A 16,375-nucleotide genomic window follows, 5' to 3' on the forward strand; every position below is an offset into this window, starting at 1 on the left:
GAGCCTGCGGCTTCCAGCTTGATCCGCTCACCCTGCTGGTCAGGTCCTGTTCACTACATGATTGTGTAGTGGCTGACGGTGTATCGGGCTTGTGCCGGGGCGCCGTCCATGGCATTGCCGCGAGGCGATACGTACGTCAGGCGGGAGGCGACGCACAGATGGACACCGGGGACGCGGTCGTGTGGCGCAATCGCGCGATGGTGCTGTTCGACCGGATCCCGATGCCGGTCGCGGTGTGCGATCCGCACGGCACCGTACGGCTGGTGAACGCCGCGTTCGCCCTGGAGTGGGGCACCACCGCGGGCCGCCTGAAGGGCCGCCCGATCCTCGACCTGTTCGATCCGGTCGACGCAGCGCAGGTCGACCGGATCGCGCAGGCGCAGAAGGCGCGCCGCCGCTCGCGCTACACGGTGGTGGTGGACTGGTGCGGGGGCGACGGGGTGTGTCGCCGGGGCGAGTTGATCGTCGACACGGTGAGCGAGACGGCCAACCGCGTGCCCGACCTGCTGGTGACGGTACGGGTCCTCGACGCGCCCGATGTGTCCGACCGGGCGGCGTCCGCTGCCGCGCCGACGCAGCCGCAGGAGGCGCGGATCCTGGCCCTGCTGGCCGCGGGTGCCACCACGGCCCGCGCGGCCCGCGAGACCGGCCTGACGACGGACGGTGTCACCTACCACCTGCGTCAACTGTCGCGCCGCTGGGGCGCGTCGAACCGTACGGAACTGGTGGCTCGCGCGTACGCGGAGGGCGTGCTGGTGGCGGGTGTGTGGCCGCCCCGGCCGGCGTCGCCGTAGCCGGGGCGGCACTCGGGAGCGTTACGCGGGGCGTTCGCTCGTCTCCAGTGCGCCCAGGTCCACGTTCTTCGTCTCCTTGCCGCACAGCAGCGCGACGAAGGTGAGGACGGCCATCGCCGACAGGTAGACGCCGACCAGCCACGGAGAGCCGTCGGCGGCCTCCCACAGCGCCACCGCGATGAACGGGGCGACGGCCGCGCCGAGGACGGAGCTGACGTTGTACGAGATGCCGGAGCCCGTGTAGCGCACGGACGTCGGGAACATCTCCGGGAGCAGCGCGCCCATCGGGCCGAAGGTCAGGCCCATCAGCGTGAAGCCGAGGACCAGCCACAGCACCACACCGAGCGTGCCGAGCCCGATCAGAGGCACCCACACCAGGCCGAACACGAAGATGCCCGCGGTGATCCAGGCCAGCGTCTTGCGACGGCCGTACTTGTCCGCCAGCGGACCGGAGATGAGCGTGAACGCGGCGAAGAAGACCACGCCGAAGATCAGCATCAGTACGAAGGTGGTGTAGCTGTACCCGAGCCCGGGCACGGCGGCGTCCTTCGCGGTGCGGCCGTAGCTCAGCGAGAACGTCGTCATCAGGTAGAAGAGCACGTACGTCGCCAGCATCGCGAAGGTGCCGATGAGCAGCTGCTTCCAGTGGTGACGGAACACCGTCGCCAGCGGCAGCTTGCGGACCGCCTTGGTCTCCTTCGTCTTGGTGAAGACCTCCGCCTCGACCAGACGCAGCCGCACCCACAGGCCGATGGCGACCATCACGGCCGAGAACAGGAACGGAATCCGCCAGCCCCACGACAGGAACGCCTGCGACGGCTGCGAGGGATCGGCGCCCGCCGCGGACGGCAGGAGCGCGGCGATGACCAGGAAGAGGCCGTTGCCGATGATGAACCCGAGCGGCGCGCCCAGCTGCGGGAACGTGCCCCACAGCGCCCGCTTGCCCGGCGGCGCGTTCTCCGTGGCGACCAGCGCCGCGCCGCTCCACTCGCCGCCGAGCGCGAAGCCCTGCGCGAGCCGCATCAGCACGAGGAGCGCGGTGGCGGACCAGCCGATCGACCCGTACGTCGGCAGTACGCCGATCAGGAAGGTGGCGATGCCCATCGTGAGCAGCGAGACGACCAGCGTCTTCTTGCGGCCGAGCCGGTCACCGAGGTGCCCGAAGAAGGCCGCGCCGATCGGCCGGGCCACCATCGCGGCGCCGAACACGGCGAACGACGACAGGAGCGCGGTGGTCGGGTCGCTGTTGGGGAAGAACAGCGCGGGGAAGACGAGTACGGCGGCCGTCGCGTAGACGTAGAAGTCGTAGAACTCGATCGTCGTCCCGATGAGGCTGGCGATCAGGACCCGCGAACGCGGGTTGACCGGCGCGGCCGGATTCGGGCCGGAGGCGGGTGACGGCGCGGCGGACGTGTCAGGGGCCGGGCCGGTGGCAGAAGCGGACATCTTCGGGTCAATCCCAGGGGCGTCGCGGTGTGCGTCCACCGGCGAACGACGCCGGCGACCCTCGTACCGATCGGACGGTACGAGGATCACAACCCTTTCATGTGTCTCACTCACCGGTAATCGGTGTTCGATATATGAGACACATAAGTGCGGGGTGGTCCGCTTACGCCGCCATCCAGCGCTCCAACCCCGCCGCGTCCAGGGGCAGTTCGGCCGACAGAACCTCCGACCCCGCCTCGGTCACCAGAATGTCGTCCTCGATGCGCGCCCCGATGCCGCGCAGCTCCGGAGGCACGGTCGTGTCATGGGCGTGGAAGTACAGACCCGGCTCCACCGTGAGCACCATGCCGGGCGTCATGCGGGCGCCCTGGTACGCGGCGTAGTCGGCGCGGGCGCAGTCGTGCACGTCGAGGCCGAGGTGGTGGCCGACGCCGCACACCAGATAGCGGCGATGGTGCTGGCCCTTGGGGGAGAGGGCCTCGTCCACGGAGACCGGCAGCAGCCCCCAGTCGTCCAGGCCGCGCGCCACGACCTCCATCGACGCCGTGTGGAAGTCGGCCCAGTCGCGGCCCGGGCCCACGGCGGCGAGACCGGCCCGGTGCGCGCGCTCCACCAGGTCGTGCACGGAACGCTGGGTGGAGGTGAAGCGGCCGGAGGCCGGGAAAGTGCGGGTGACATCGGCCGTGTAGTAGCTGCGTGTCTCGACACCCATGTCCAGGAGCACCGCCGCGTCCTCGGCCACGGGCCCGTCGCAGCGCACCCAGTGCAGCGTCGCGGCGTTGCGGCCGCTGCCCACGATCGTGGCGTAGCCGGGACCGTTGCCGTAGGTGCGGGCGTAGCGGTCGAAGGTGCCCTGCAGCCAGCGCTCGCCGCCGCCGCGTATGGCCGCCGGGAACTCGCGGACCACCGCGGCGAAGCCCTCGACCGTACGGTCCACGGCCTCCCGCAGTTGGCCGATCTCCCACGCGTCCTTGACCATGCGCAGCTCGGAGAGCGTGCGGCCGAGGTCGGGGGAGAGCGCGATCCCGTGGCGGCGGGCCGTGTCGGCGTCCAGCGGCCCGGTGAGCAGCGGGCTCTGTGTCGCACACGCGGCCAGCGCCGCGTCCAGGGAGCCCAGCGGCGCCGTGTCCACGCGCAACGCCTCCCGCCAGTCGTCCACGCCGGGGGCCGGGCCCACCCACAGCTCACCGTGCGCCGCGTCCGCGAAGAAACCGGGCTCGCCGGGGCGGGCCGGCGGCGGCAGATACAGCACCGCGTCGTGACCTCCGGGCGCGGGACGCAGCACCAGGACGGCGCCCTCGACCGTGCACCCGGTCAGCCAGTAGAAGTCGCTGTCGGGCCGGAAGTCGTACGCGGTGTCATTGCTGCGCGCCGGGGCCCGTCCGGCGGCGACCACGAGCGGCCGCCCGGCGAACTCGGCACTGAGCCGCGCACGGTGCCCGGCGGCCGCCTCGGCGACGCCCGGCACGGTCGGTGGCGTACGGTCGGCCTCGGCCCAGCCCTGACCCATGTACGCGGTGAAGTCGGGCAGTTCGGCCAGGCGCGGCATCCGGGGATCCGGGGTGCTCGACCTGGGCACGGAGGTGGCGGGGGTCGTCTCGGTCATGCCGACTCCACTCCTTGGGTGGTCCGGGGAGCGGCTCGCCGACGGCGGTCCCACTCCGGGTTGATGCGCGGGATCGCCCCGAGCAAGGTGCGGGTGTACGCGTCCCGCGGCCGGTCGAAGACGTCCGCGGCGCGGCCGGACTCGACGATACGTCCCTGGTGCATGACCGCCACACTCGGTGATGATCGCCCCGCCGAGCAGCCCCGGCATGGCCGCCCCGACGGCGACGGTCGCGCTCACGGGCAGGCGCGGGATCGCCATGTCCCAGACGGAATGTCCCAGACGGACTGGCCGCTCTGGACGCTGTAGCCGGGAAACGAACGAGAAACCGTTCGGGTCAGTAAACGCACTGTGCGGCATAGTGTTCGTCAAAGCGAACGCTGTCAAGGGAGTCAGGGAGAGGCTATGGACGTATCCAAGGGGTCGGTCCGCGACATGGTGGCGGCCAATCTCCGCCGTGCAAGGACGCAGCGGGGCCTGTCGATCTCGGAGCTCTCGCGACGCTCCAAGATTGGCAAGGCGACGCTCTCCCAGCTCGAATCGGGCACTGGAAACCCCACGATCGAGACGGTGTTCAGCCTCTCGCGCGCCCTTGAGGTGCCTGTCTCCGACCTCCTGGAGACGCGGGCGCCGGGCGGCCTGACCGTCGTGCGCGCCAAGGAGGTCGAGGTGCTCAGCGGTGCGGGCGTCGACCTGCGGCCGCTGCGCCGGATGGACTTCGGTGACCTGGTCCTCGAGGTGTACGACCAGGTCGTACGGGCCGACAGCAGGCAGGATTCGCTGGGCCACGTCGGCACGGAGCACACCATCGTGCAGACCGGCAGGCTCCAGGTCCGCGTGGACGGCGACGAGGTCGAGCTCCACCCCGGCGACTACGTGGGCTTCGACGCCACGCTCCCGCACTCCTACACCGCGCTCGACGGCGACGTGCACTCGGTGCTGCTGCTCCAGTACCGGCCGCACGAGCACGCCCACTTGGGGATCCCGCACCCGAAGCCGGCCGCCTCCGAACCCGAGCAGGACCCCGAGACCGAGTGACCGTTACAAGCATTTTTTGATCACCCCTTCCGAACCCGTTGACACCCACTGAAGGGCCGTCCTAGCCTCCGAGCTGTTCGATGAAACGAACGGAGGCGGTTCGATGTACGGAACGCGGGCGGTCATTCTCGGGGCCGGAATCGTCGGAGCCGCCTGTGCGCGGGAGTTGGCCCTCGCGGGCTGCGCCACCACGGTCGTCGACCGCGGCCGCCCGGCCGCCGCGACCACCGCGCACGGCGAGGGCAACATCCTCGTATCCGACAAAGGGCCCGGCCCCGAGCTGGAGTTGGCGCAACTGTCGGGACTCCTGTGGCCGCAGATCATCGCCGAGATGTCCGAACGGGCGGCGGGCGTAAGCGAACTGACTGAGTGGGACCCCAAGGGCGGCATCGTCGTCGCCACCACCGACGACGGCGCCCGCGAACTCGCCGAGTTCGTCGCATCCCAACGCGCCGCAGGCGTAAGGGCGGAGACCCTGGACGCCGCCTCCCTCGCCGCCGCCGAGCCGTACGTCACCCGCGAGCACACGGCGGCCATCCACTACCCCGACGACGCCCAGGTCCAGCCCGCCGGCGCGGCCGCCGCCCTCCTCTCCGACGCGCTAGGCGCGGGAGCGAGGTTGCGCACCCACTGCGAGATACACGGCGCGGTCACCCGCTCCGACCGCCTCACCGCCGTCCGTACGGCTGACGGCGACCTCATCGAGGCGGACATCTTCATCAACGCTGCGGGCCCCTGGTCGGGCGAACTGTCCACCCGCCTCGGCGCCCCCATCGACGTACGCCCCCGCCGCGGCGACGTCCTCGTCACCACACCCCTGCCGCCCACCGTCTTCCACAAGGTGTACGACGCCGACTACGTGGGCGCCGTCGGCAGCAGCGCCGAGGACCTGCAGACCTCCGCCGTCGTCGAATCCACCCGCGCGGGCAGCGTCCTCATCGGCTCGTCACGGCGCCGCGTCGGCTTCGACGACCGGCTCCGCCCCGACGCCCTCTCCGCGATCGCCGCCAAGGCGCTGCGCCTCTTCCCGTCCCTGGCAAACGTGTCGGTCATGCGCGCCTACGGCGGCTTCCGCCCCTACGTACCCGACCACTTGCCCGTCATCGGGCCCGACCCGCGCCTCGCCGGGCTGTGGCACGCGGGCGGCCATGAAGGCGCGGGCATCGGCCTGTCGGTCGGCACCGCACGCCTCGTGCGGGACCTGCTCATGGACCGGCCCACCGAGATCGACGCGACGCCGTTCCGGGTGGACCGGCCCGCCGTCCTGGGACACACGGAGAAAGGCAGGGCGGCATGAGCCCACGACGCATCCCGGCGGCGGACGACGCCGTCGGCCGGCGGCGCGAGACACCGCTCACGATCACCGTCGACGGCGAGCCCGTCGCCGGGATCGAGGGCCAGTCCATCGCGGGCATCCTGCTCGCCTCCGGCCGCCGCTCCTGGCGCACCGGCCGCTCGGGCGCACCCCGTGGTGTCTTCTGCGGCATCGGCGCCTGCTTCGACTGCCTGGTCACGGTCGGCCCCGAGCGCGACGTCCGGGCGTGCCGCAGGCGCGCGCGGGACGGGGACGAGGTGCGGACGCAGGATCGCCGGATCGCGGGGACGGAGGGGGACTGTGACGTGTAACGACGGCTACGTCGTGCTTCTACGTCACAGTCCCCGCACCCACTCACCCAACCCCACCCCCACGGAGGCCACATGACCCGCCACGTAGTGGTCGTAGGCGCGGGACCGGCCGGGCTCGCCGCCGCGGATGCCGCGCTCGGCGCGGGTGCGCGGGTCACCCTGATCGACGAGGCCGAGCAGCCCGGCGGTCAGTACCACCGGATGCTCCCCGAGGCCTACGCCGCCGCCCGGCCGCAGCGCCTCCACCACCACTGGCGCGCCTTCGACGAACGTCGCCGCCGGGTCCTCGCCCATCCGCGCTGCGCTTGGTGGTCCGAGACCGCCGTGTGGGCCCTGGAGCGCCCCGATCCGGCCGAGCCGGGGCCGCCGCGCGTGCATGTGCTGCGCGGTCCGGTCGACGGTGGCGGCCGGGACCGGCACACGCTCGACCCCGACGCGCTGGTGCTCGCGGTCGGCGCCCACGACCGCGTACTGCCCTTCCCCGGCTGGGAGTTGCCCGGCGTGTACACAGCGGGCGCGGCGCAGGCGCTGGCGAAGGGGGAGCGGGTGGCGGTCGGTGACCGGGTGGTCGTGGCCGGGAGCGGGCCGTTCCTGCTGCCGGTGGCCGCGTCGCTCATCGAGGCCGGGTCGACGGTGCGTGAGGTGCTGGAGGCCAACACCCCTGCCACCCTTGCGCGGGGCTGGGGGCGGCGGCCCTGGGAGCTGGCCGCGCAGGCCGGGAAGGCGGCCGAACTTGCCGAGTACAGCGGGCTGTTGGCCCGGCACCGGGTTGCGTATCGCACCGGACGTACGGTCGTGGAGGCGCGCGGCGACGGGGGTGTGGAGGAGGTCGTCACCGCTCGGCTGCGTGCCGACTGGTCCGTCGTGCCCGGCAGTGAGCGCACTGTTGCTGTGGACGCCGTGTGTGTCTCGCACGGGTTCAGTCCGCAGCTGGAACTGCCGCTCGCCGCAGGGTGTGCGCTGCGCGCCACCCCGGCGGGGGAGTTCGTCGACGTCGACGGTGACCAGCGCACCACCTGCCCCGACGTGTACGCGGCCGGGGAGATCACCGGCATCGCCGGCGCGCCCGCCGCCCGCGTGGAAGGCGCGCTCGCCGGGTGGCTCGCCGCCGGAGGCGACCGCAACACCGCCACCGTGCGCCGGCTGCGGACGAGCCGTGACCAGGGCCGTGCCTTCGCCGCCCGCCTGGCCCGCGCACACCCCATCGGGGCGGGCTGGTCCGGCTGGCTGCGGCCCGAGACCGTGGTGTGCCGGTGCGAGGAGACGGACTATGCCACCGTGTGCCGCGCCGCCACCGACGAGTCCACCGCCGCACCCCGCGCCGCCAAGCTCGCCACCCGCGCCGGACTCGGGCCCTGCCAGGCCCGGATGTGCGGACCCACCGTCGCCGAGATCGGTGCGCGCCTGCGCGGGCCGACCGATGACCTCCGTATCGAAGGACTGCCCCCGGCCAGCGAGCACCGGCGGCCCATCGCCCGCCCGATCCGGCTCGGAGACCTGGCCGCCAACCCCGAGACCACTTCCACGTTTCCCAGCAACTCCCGTACAGAGGAGAGCAGTTCATGAGTGGCAAGAAGCAGCAGAAGAAGGGCTCCATCGGTCTCGGTGGCGTCGTCGTCGCCACCGCCCTGCCCTACTACGAGGACGCCTCCGCCCCCGCCGGGCTCGCCGTCGACTACGACCGGTACGCCGAGCACTGCCGATGGCTCATCGACAACGGCTGCCGTGGTGTCGGCCCGAACGGGTCCCTCGGCGAGTACTCGTCCCTGACGGACGAGGAGCGGCGGAAGGTGGCCCGTACCGCCATCGAGACGGTCGGGGACGACGGTGTCGTCGTGGTCGGTGTGCATGGCGTCGGGTCCCATCAGGCGAAGCACTGGGCCGAGGTCGCGGCCGAGGACGGTGCCGATGGTGTGCTGTGTCTGCCGCCCACTCTGTATCGGGCCAACTCGCGTGATGTTGTCCACCACTTCGAGGCCGTCGCCTCCGTCGGGCTTCCCGTCATGGTCTACAACAATCCCTTCGACACGAAGGTGGATCTCACGCCGGACCTGCTCGCTGAGATCGCGCAGATCGACAACGTCGTCGCCGTGAAGGAGTTCTCCGGTGATGTGCGGCGGGTGCTGGAGGTCAAGGAGAAGGCGCCGGAGCTGGAGATCATCAGTGGTGCTGACGATGTGGTGCTCGAAAGTCTGTTGATGGGGGCCACCGGGTGGTTCGCCGGGTTCCCGAACGTGTTCCCCGCCGAGTCCGCCCGGTTGTACGACCTGGCGCTCGCGGGCAAGCTGGAGGAGGCGCGGGCGCTGTACGAGCCGCTGGTCGCCGCCTTTCGCTGGGACTCGCGCACCGAGTTCGTGCAGGCCATCAAGTTGGGGATGGAGCAGGTCGGCCGGTTCGGCGGGCCCTGCCGACCGCCGCGTGGTGCGCTGCTGCCCGGGATGCGCGAGCAGGTCGAGGCCGACATGGCCCGCGCGATCTCCTCGTTGGAGAACACCTCGCTGGAGAGCTCCTCGCAGCAGCAGGGAGTCCTCTGATGCGGTCTGTGCGCACGCTGAGCGCCGTCGACTCGCACACCGAGGGCATGCCCACCCGCGTCGTCACCGGCGGCGTGGGCCCCATCCCCGGTGACACCATGGCCGGGCGGCGTACGTACGCCCTGGAACACCTCGATGAGCTTCGCCGGTTCCTCGTCGACGAGCCGCGCGGGCACGCCGCGATGAGCGGCGCCATCCTGCAGCCGCCGACCCGCCCGGACGCGGACTGGGGTGTCCTGTACATCGAGGTCAGCGGCTTCCTGCCGATGTGCGGGCACGGCACCATCGGTGTCGCCACCGTGCTCGTGGAGACAGGGATGGTGGAGGTGAGCGAGCCGGAGACCGTTGTCAGGCTCGACACACCCGCCGGGCTCGTCGAGGCGCGCGTCGCCGTGCGTGAGGGTGTGGCCGAGCAGGTCACCCTGCGCAATGTGGACGCCTTCGCGCTGGAGCTGGACGCCACCGTGAAGGTTCCCGGCTACGGCGAGGTCCGCTACGACATGGCGTACGGCGGGAACTTCTACGCCATCACCGAGCTCGATCAGCTCGGTCTGCCCTTCGACCGGGCACGCAAGGACGACATCCTCAAGGCCGGGCTCGCCGTCTCCGACGCCATCAACGAGCACAACCGGCCGCGGCATCCGCTGGACCCGGTCATCGGCGGCTGCAAGCACGTGCAGTTCCTCGCACCCGACTCCACCGCCCGGCACTCGCGCAATGCCATGGCGATCCAGCCCGGCTGGTTCGACCGCTCGCCGTGCGGAACCGGCACATCGGCGCGGATGGCGCAGCTGCACGCGCGCGGTGAACTCCCGCTGCACACCGAGTTCGTGAACGAGTCGTTCATCGGCACGCGGTTCACCGGCCGCCTCGTCGACACGGCGACCGTCGGTGAACTCCCGGCTGTCGTACCGGAGTTCTCCGGGCGCGCCTGGATCACCGGCACGGCCAACTACCTCCTCGACCCGAGCGACCCCTTCCCGCACGGCTTCGTGCTCTGACACCCCAGGGCCGCGCACACCTCCCAGGAGCCACCGTGTCCCGTACGACAACCAACCCGCCCCGCGACCCGGCCGGGCCCGACGGGGGACTCCTCTCCCGCGCCGGCATCTTCCGCCTCAAGCCCGTCGACGACTCGGAGGAGGAGACCAGCGGCGGACTGCGCCGCACCATGGGACTGTGGCAGCTGGTCGCCCTCAGCCTCGGTGGTCTCGTCGGCGCGGGAGTCTTCTCGCTGGCCGGCGTCGTGGCCAACGAGGACGCCGGGCCCGGCGTGATGCTCTCGTTCCTCATCGCCATCGTGGCCAGCGGCGCGGCCGCCCTCTGCTACGCCGAATTCGCCGGCACCATCCCGAAGGCGGGCTCCGCCTACACCTATTCCTACGCCGCGCTCGGCGAGTTCGTCGGCTGGGCGATCGGCTGGGACCTGCTGCTCGAGTACACCGCCATTGTTGCTGTGGTCGCGATTGCGGTGTCCGGGTACTTCTCGTACATCCTGGAGCATGTGGGCATTGATGTGCCGACCTGGATGCTCGGCGCCCCCGGCACCGGATCCGGGCATCGGGTCGATCTCTTCGCGCTTCTGTTGTGTCTGTTGCTTGCCTTCGTGCTGTCCCGTGGGACGAAGGAGTCGGCGCGGTTCGAGACCATCCTTGTCGTCGTGAAGCTGGGGATCGTCGCGCTCGTGGTCGTCGCGGGGGCCTTTCACATCAAGTCCGGGAACTACACGCCTTTTCTGCCCTACGGAGTGGGCGGCGCGTTCACCGGAGCCGCCACCGCGTTCTTCGCCGTCTACGGGTACGACGCCATGAGCGCGGCCGCCGAGGAGAGCGCCGAGGCGAAGAAGGTGCTGCCGAAGGCCATCGTCATCTCGCTCGGCATCGCCGCGTTCATCTATCTCGTGGTGTGTGTCGTGCTGCTCGGGATGCAGAATTACCGGGATATTGATGTGGCGAGCCCGTTCTCCAGTGCCCTGGGGGCAGTTGGGCTCGGTGGGCTCGGGCTCGTCGTGGCCGTCGGCGCCGTCATCGGCATCACCACATCGGCGTTCGCCAACATGCTGGCGGTGTCCCGGGTCTGGTACTCGATGGCCCGCGACGGGCTGCTGCCGCGCTACTTCGCGCGCAACCACCCGCGCAGGCACGTGCCCACGCGGGTGATCTGGCCCGTCGGCATCGGCTCCGCGCTGATCGCCGGGTTCCTGCCCATCCGGGAGGCCGCGGACCTCACCAACATCGGCATCCTGATGGCGTTCATCGTGGTCGCCATCGCGGTGGTGGTGCTGCGGAAGACGCGGCCCGATCTGCCGCGCACCTTCCGTACGCCGCTGGTGCCCTGGGTCCCGGCGATCGGCGTCGCGTTCTCCGTGTGGCTGATCAGCAACCTGGACTGGGTGACCTGGGTCCGGTTCGCGGTGTGGATGCTGATCGGGGTCGGGGTCTACGCGGCGTACGGGTACCGGCACTCGGCCGAGCACCGGGAGGCGCGTCAGCGCAGGTAGCCGAGGCCCGGGTGCGCCTGCCTGTACGCGTCGACCAGGCGGCGCGCCACGTTCGCCGAGTCCACCAGCGGATGCAGCGCGAACGCCTTCACCGCCGTCGCCCGCGAGCCGGAGCGGGCGGCGGCGAGGACCTCACGCTCGACCGCCTTCACCAACGTCACGAGGCCCATGGCGTGTCCCGGCAGCGGGTCGACGGCTACAGGGTGTGCCCCGTTGGCGTCGACCAGGCACGGGACCTCGATCACCGCGTCGGCGTCGAGGCCCGAAAGAGCCCCGCGGTTGCGGACGTTGAGGATCAGCGTGGCGCGCTCGTCGCGGGCGATGGCCCGCATCAGGTCGAGCGCCACCTTCTCGTAGCCGCCGGACTCGGTGAGGGAGGCCTCGTCGCGCTCGCCCGCTCCCGCCGCCTCCCGGTTCTCCGCCATGTACGTGGCCTCGCGCTCGGCCCGCGTCGCGTCCCACGTCTTGAGCGGCGGGGCCGCCGGGTCGCGCATCCGGTCGTAGAAGCGGGACTGCTGCACGTGCAGGAACGCGCCGCGCGTCAACTCCGCTTCCTGGTAGGCGCGTACGGCCTCACGGTTGAAGTAGTAGTAGTGCAGGTACTCGTTGGGGATCGAGCCCAGCTCACGCAGCCACTCCGTGCCGAACAGCTTGCCCTCCTCGAAGGAGCCGAGGAGCGCGTCGTCGGCGAGGAGGCGGGGGAGCTCGTCGCGGCCGTTCACCTTCAACCCGCGCAGCCAGCCAAGGTGGTTGAGGCCGACGTAGTCGACCCACGCGTTCTGTGGGTCGGCGCCGAGCGCGCGTGCCACGCGCTTGCCGAGGCCGACGGGGGAGTCGCAGATGCCGATGACCCGGTCGCCCAGGTGATCGGCGAGCGCCTCCGTGACCAGGCCCGCCGGGTTCGTGAAGTTGATGAACCAGGCGTCCGGGGCGAGTTGGGCGACTCGCCGCGCGACCTCCTCGACGACCGGCAGGGTGCGAAGCCCGTACGCGAGGCCGCCCGCGCCGACCGTCTCCTGGCCCAGTACGTCCTCGGCGAGCGCGATCCGCTCGTCCGCCGCGCGCCCTTCGAGGCCGCCCACTCGGATCGCCGAGAACACGAAGTCCGTGCCCCGCACCGCCTCGTCGAGGTCGGTGGTGACGGTCACGGACGGCGCGTCCGGCACCCCTTCGGCCTGCTCGGCGAGGACCCGCGCGATCGCGTCGAGGCGCTGCCCGTCGAGGTCGTACAGGGCGACCTCGGTGACGCGGCCCTCCGCGTGATCGGTGAGCAGGGCCCCGTACACCAGCGGCACCCGGAATCCGCCGCCGCCGAGAATCGTCAGTTTCATACGTGCACTACTTTCACGCCGGCCTCCGTCAGCGCCGCACAAGTCGGCGCCGGGGCGGAGGAGTTGGTCACGAGAACGTCGAGGGAGTCGGGGCCGCACACCTTGGCCATGCCGGTGCCGGGGAACTTGGAGGAGTCGGCGAGGAGCACCGTCCGGTCGGCGGCCGCGATCATGGCCCGCTTGACCGGGACCTCCACCACGGTGGTGTCCATCACCTGCCCGCTCGGGCGGACGCCGCTGGTACCGAGGAACAGCCAGTCGGCGTGCAGCTGGCGCAGGTTGTCCTCGGTGAGGAAGCCGACGAGGGAGCGGTACTCGCGGCGCAGCATCCCGCCGAGCAGCACCAGGTCGATGCCGGTGTCATCGGCCAGCTCCTCGTACACCACCAGGTTGCTGGTGATGACGGTGAGCCGGCGGCCGTGGAGCTGGCGGGCGAGGCGGTACGCGGTCGTCCCGATGTCGAGGAGGACCGACTGGCCGTCCGATATCAGGGACGCCGCGTGCTCGGCGATGGTGTCCTTCTCGGGGACCCGTACCTGCGCGACCTCGGAGAACGGCTGGTCGCCCTCCTCCATGACGGCGCCGCCGTGCACGCGGGTGAGGAGCCCGTCCTCCTCCAGTTTCACCAGGTCGCGGCGGATCGTCGCCGGGCTCGCGGTTAGCTGCTCGGCGAGCTCGGCGACGGACACGGGCCCACCGGAGCGCAGCGCACGCAGGATCAGGTGATGTCGTCGCTCTGCCAGCATGCGGCGCACACTACTCGTCAAATTCAAGCAATTCCATGCTCACATTTGTCCAGAGCTTGATTGTGTGGTGCCGACATGAGTTCATCCGGTGCTCACCATCCGTACTGTCTGCACTCGTAGCGTCCCTGCGTACCGCCCGTCACCACCGAACCCAGGAGCCGCCGACATGACCCACCCCTTCTCCAGCCCCGTGTCCAGGCGTCGCGCCCTCGCCCTCGGCGCGGGCGCGCTCGGCGCCGCGGCGGCGGGCTCCCTGCTGCCGCCCTCCCTGCAGCGGGCCCTGGCTGCCGAGCCGCCGTCCGGCGGGCTCGACGCCATCGAGCACGTGGTGATCCTCATGCAGGAGAACCGGTCCTTCGACCACTACTTCGGCATGCTGCGCGGCGTACGCGGCTTCGGCGACGCCAACGCCGTCCAACTCGCCGACGGCAGGCCCGTGTTCGAGCAACCGGACGGCGCGAAGAGAGTCCTGCCGTTCTCCGTGCGCGCGGCCGCCGAGGCACAGCAGCACGACCTGCAGTACATTGACGCCCTCAACCACGACTGGAACGGCGGCCACAAGGCCTGGAACAACGGCTGGATGAACCAGTGGGTCTCCGCCAAGACCGCGGCGACCATGGCGTATTACGACCGCTCCGACATCCCGCTCCAGTACGAGCTCGCCGACACCTTCACCGTCTGCGACGCCTACCACTCCTCCATGCACAGCTCCACCAGCCCCAACCGCAACTACCTGTGGAGCGGCAACTCCGGCGACGAGCCGGGCGGCGGGCGCGCCATCGGCAATGACGCCTACGACGAGGGCACCCACAAGGGCTACGACTGGCCCACGTATCCCGAACTCCTGGAGAAGGAGGGCCGCAGTTGGCAGACGTACACCGAGTGGGAGAACTTCACCGACAACCAGATCGAGTTCTACGCCACCTTCAAGGCGGTCGCCCGCAAGGCGCTCGCCAAGACCGGCGGGCACACGTACATGGAGTCGTTCTACGCGCTCGTCCGCAAGGCGGACGACGCCGGGGACACCGCCGAGCGAAAACGCCTTCTCGGGCTCCTGGACGAGGGCGTCGCCGCGCTCACCAAGGCCGAGCGCAGCCTCTTCGAGCGTGCTCTGCGCCGCGTGCCCACCGGCACCCTGGCCGAGCGCTTCGCCGCCGACGTCGCCGCCGGGAAGCTGCCCGCGGTCTCCTACCTCGTGCCGTCCGCGGTCGACTCCGAGCACCCCAGCGTCTCCGTGCCCGCCGCGAGCGCCAGCGTCCCGTACAAGGTGCTCGACGCGCTGGCCTCGCACCCCGACGTGTGGCGCAAGACCGTGGTGCTCATCAACTACGACGAGAACGACGGCTTCTTCGACCACGTCCCGCCGCCCGTCCCCGAGCCCGGCGAGCCCGACGAGTGGTGGCAGGGGCAGCCGACCGGGCTCGGCATGCGCGTGCCGATGCTCGTCGTCTCGCCGTGGTCGGTGGGCGGTTACGTGTGCTCCGAGCTGTTCGACCACACCTCCGTCAACCGCTTCCTGGAGAAGTGGACCGGCATCGAGGTCCCGAACATCACGCCGTGGCGCCGCCGGATATGCGGCGACCTGACCTCGGCGTTCGACTTCGACACCGCCGAGAAGCAGCCCACCGTGCACAATCCGGGACCGGTGCCGCCGGCCGCCGCCCGCTGGAAGCCGAGCCCGCCGGCCGAGCAGAAGATGCCGGTGCAGGAGCCCGGCACCCGTCCCGCGCGCCCACTGCCCTACCAGAGCGACGCGTACGCGCGGATCGATGAGGGGTGCATCGAGGTCACTCTCTCCAACACCGGTGCCTCCAGCGCTCACTTCGCGCTCTACCCGTACGAGGGCGAGTTCGAGGTACCGCAGCACCGTGACGTCTCCGGCACCCGCTCCCTGACCGTGACACCGGCCAAGGACCGCTACCGGTTCACCGTCACAGGACCCGCCGGCTTCCGCCGCGAGTTCGCGGGCCTCGCCGCATCCACCGCCGAGGTCACCTCGACCGTGCGCGCCAAGACCCGCGAACTGCGCATCACGCTGGCCAACCACGGCACCGAGGCCAAGGTGTTCACCGTCCGCCCGCAGGCCTACGTCCGCGCGGCCGACGCCGCCCATCTGACCCGGCGGGTCCGCGTCGCGCCCGGCGACCGCACCACCGTGACGCACCCCGCCGCGAAGACCCACGGCTGGTACGACCTGATCGTGCGCTGCGAGAACGAGCCCGACTTCGCGCGCCGCCTCATGGGCCACATCGAGAACGGACGGCCTTCTGTCTCCGGGTGAAAAGCCGTCGCAGGGGGCGTGCGTGTGTGGCTACCCTCGGGCCGGCCAGGAAGGCCGACCCCGCGAAAGGTGACCATGGGCGTACGCAAGCTGCACCAGGACGAGCCGGACATCGACGAGGACCTCGTCCGGGCGCTCGTCGACGAGCAGTTCCCGCGGTGGGCGGGCCTGCCCCTGAAGTACGTCGACTCGCACGGCACGCAGAACGTTCTGTACCGGCTCGGCGAGGAGTGGGTGGTGCGGCTGCCGCGCCTGGCCGGCGTTCAACCCGAACTGGCGCGCACGCGACGGTGGTTGCCGTACCTGGCGGCCCGCCTGCTGGTGCCCGTGCCGGAGCAGGTGGCCGAGGGGAAGCCGGGCCACGGCTTCCCCTGGCCGTGGGCGGTGCACCGCTGGCTGCCCGGCGAGAACCCGGCCGTGGGGCGACTCGACGACCCCGAGGCGCTGGCGGAGGATCTGGCGGGGTTCGTCAC

Annotated in this window: 15 protein-coding genes; 10 read left to right on the top strand and 5 right to left on the bottom strand. The window is 71.1% G+C overall.

Going from position 1 to position 16,375, the window contains the following annotated elements:
- Positions 1-158: 158 nt before the first annotated feature.
- Entirely contained in the window at positions 159-794 is a 636-nt protein-coding gene (locus ABT004_RS07940; protein ID WP_351332566.1) for a PAS domain-containing protein, read from the top strand.
- Positions 795-815: 21 nt separating this feature from the next.
- Here the strand turns inward: ABT004_RS07940 and ABT004_RS07945 are convergent, their stop codons facing one another.
- From ABT004_RS07945 to ABT004_RS07955, 3 genes are all read right to left on the bottom strand, one after another.
- Positions 816-2,240: an MFS transporter gene (locus tag ABT004_RS07945; protein WP_351332569.1), complete on the bottom strand. Its 1,425-nt coding sequence runs from the start codon at positions 2,238-2,240 to the stop codon at positions 816-818.
- A 163-nt stretch (positions 2,241-2,403) separates the two neighbouring features.
- The gene (locus ABT004_RS07950; protein ID WP_351332572.1) at positions 2,404-3,846 is read right to left on the bottom strand and encodes an aminopeptidase P family protein; all 1,443 of its coding nucleotides are present in this window, start codon (positions 3,844-3,846) and stop codon (positions 2,404-2,406) included.
- Positions 3,843-4,010, bottom strand: coding sequence for an ABC transporter ATP-binding protein (locus tag ABT004_RS07955; protein WP_351332575.1), 168 nt, complete (start codon positions 4,008-4,010; stop codon positions 3,843-3,845). The genes ABT004_RS07950 and ABT004_RS07955 overlap by 4 nt, the downstream gene beginning before the upstream one ends.
- 241 nt (positions 4,011-4,251) lie before the next feature.
- On the opposite strand from ABT004_RS07955, the gene ABT004_RS07960 reads away from it, so the two are divergent.
- The 7 genes from ABT004_RS07960 to ABT004_RS07990 all read left to right on the top strand — a co-directional run bounded on the left by ABT004_RS07960 (position 4,252) and on the right by ABT004_RS07990 (position 11,544).
- Entirely contained in the window at positions 4,252-4,884 is a 633-nt protein-coding gene (locus ABT004_RS07960; RefSeq protein WP_351332578.1) for a helix-turn-helix domain-containing protein, read from the top strand.
- 103 nt (positions 4,885-4,987) lie between these two features.
- Positions 4,988-6,181, top strand: coding sequence for an NAD(P)/FAD-dependent oxidoreductase (locus tag ABT004_RS07965; protein ID WP_351332580.1), 1,194 nt, complete (start codon positions 4,988-4,990; stop codon positions 6,179-6,181).
- Positions 6,178-6,510: a (2Fe-2S)-binding protein gene (locus tag ABT004_RS07970; protein ID WP_351332583.1), complete on the top strand. Its 333-nt coding sequence runs from the start codon at positions 6,178-6,180 to the stop codon at positions 6,508-6,510. The genes ABT004_RS07965 and ABT004_RS07970 overlap by 4 nt, the downstream gene beginning before the upstream one ends.
- A 72-nt stretch (positions 6,511-6,582) precedes the next feature.
- Positions 6,583-8,076 carry an FAD-dependent oxidoreductase gene (locus ABT004_RS07975; protein WP_351332585.1) on the top strand — a complete coding sequence of 498 codons (1,494 nt, stop codon included), beginning with the start codon at positions 6,583-6,585 and terminating at the stop codon, positions 8,074-8,076.
- Positions 8,073-9,044, top strand: coding sequence for a dihydrodipicolinate synthase family protein (locus ABT004_RS07980; protein WP_351332587.1), 972 nt, complete (start codon positions 8,073-8,075; stop codon positions 9,042-9,044). Before ABT004_RS07975 ends, ABT004_RS07980 begins: the two co-directional genes overlap by 4 nt.
- The gene (locus ABT004_RS07985) at positions 9,044-10,045 is read left to right on the top strand and encodes a proline racemase family protein (RefSeq protein ID WP_351332590.1); all 1,002 of its coding nucleotides are present in this window, start codon (positions 9,044-9,046) and stop codon (positions 10,043-10,045) included. Before ABT004_RS07980 ends, ABT004_RS07985 begins: the two co-directional genes overlap by 1 nt.
- Positions 10,046-10,152: 107 nt before the next feature.
- Positions 10,153-11,544: an amino acid permease gene (locus ABT004_RS07990; RefSeq protein ID WP_351332605.1), complete on the top strand. Its 1,392-nt coding sequence runs from the start codon at positions 10,153-10,155 to the stop codon at positions 11,542-11,544.
- On the opposite strand, the gene ABT004_RS07995 is transcribed toward ABT004_RS07990, so the two are convergent.
- The gene (locus tag ABT004_RS07995; RefSeq protein WP_351332593.1) at positions 11,532-12,875 is read right to left on the bottom strand and encodes a 6-phospho-beta-glucosidase; all 1,344 of its coding nucleotides are present in this window, start codon (positions 12,873-12,875) and stop codon (positions 11,532-11,534) included. The genes ABT004_RS07990 and ABT004_RS07995 overlap by 13 nt on opposite strands.
- Positions 12,872-13,621, bottom strand: coding sequence for a DeoR/GlpR family DNA-binding transcription regulator (locus ABT004_RS08000; protein ID WP_351332595.1), 750 nt, complete (start codon positions 13,619-13,621; stop codon positions 12,872-12,874). Before ABT004_RS08000 ends, ABT004_RS07995 begins: the two co-directional genes overlap by 4 nt.
- 166 nt (positions 13,622-13,787) lie before the next feature.
- Here ABT004_RS08000 and ABT004_RS08005 point away from each other — a divergent pair, with 166 nt between their 5' ends.
- Together ABT004_RS08005 and ABT004_RS08010 are read left to right on the top strand one after the other, a co-directional pair.
- Positions 13,788-15,902 carry a phosphocholine-specific phospholipase C gene (locus tag ABT004_RS08005; protein ID WP_351332597.1) on the top strand — a complete coding sequence of 705 codons (2,115 nt, stop codon included), beginning with the start codon at positions 13,788-13,790 and terminating at the stop codon, positions 15,900-15,902.
- 75 nt (positions 15,903-15,977) lie between these two features.
- On the top strand, positions 15,978-16,375 hold a 398-nt coding region (locus ABT004_RS08010; protein WP_351332600.1), incomplete at its 3' end, for a phosphotransferase.

It is taken from the genome of Streptomyces sp. NPDC002790, from assembly GCF_040295505.1.
Taxonomy (GTDB): Bacteria; Actinomycetota; Actinomycetes; order Streptomycetales; family Streptomycetaceae; genus Streptomyces.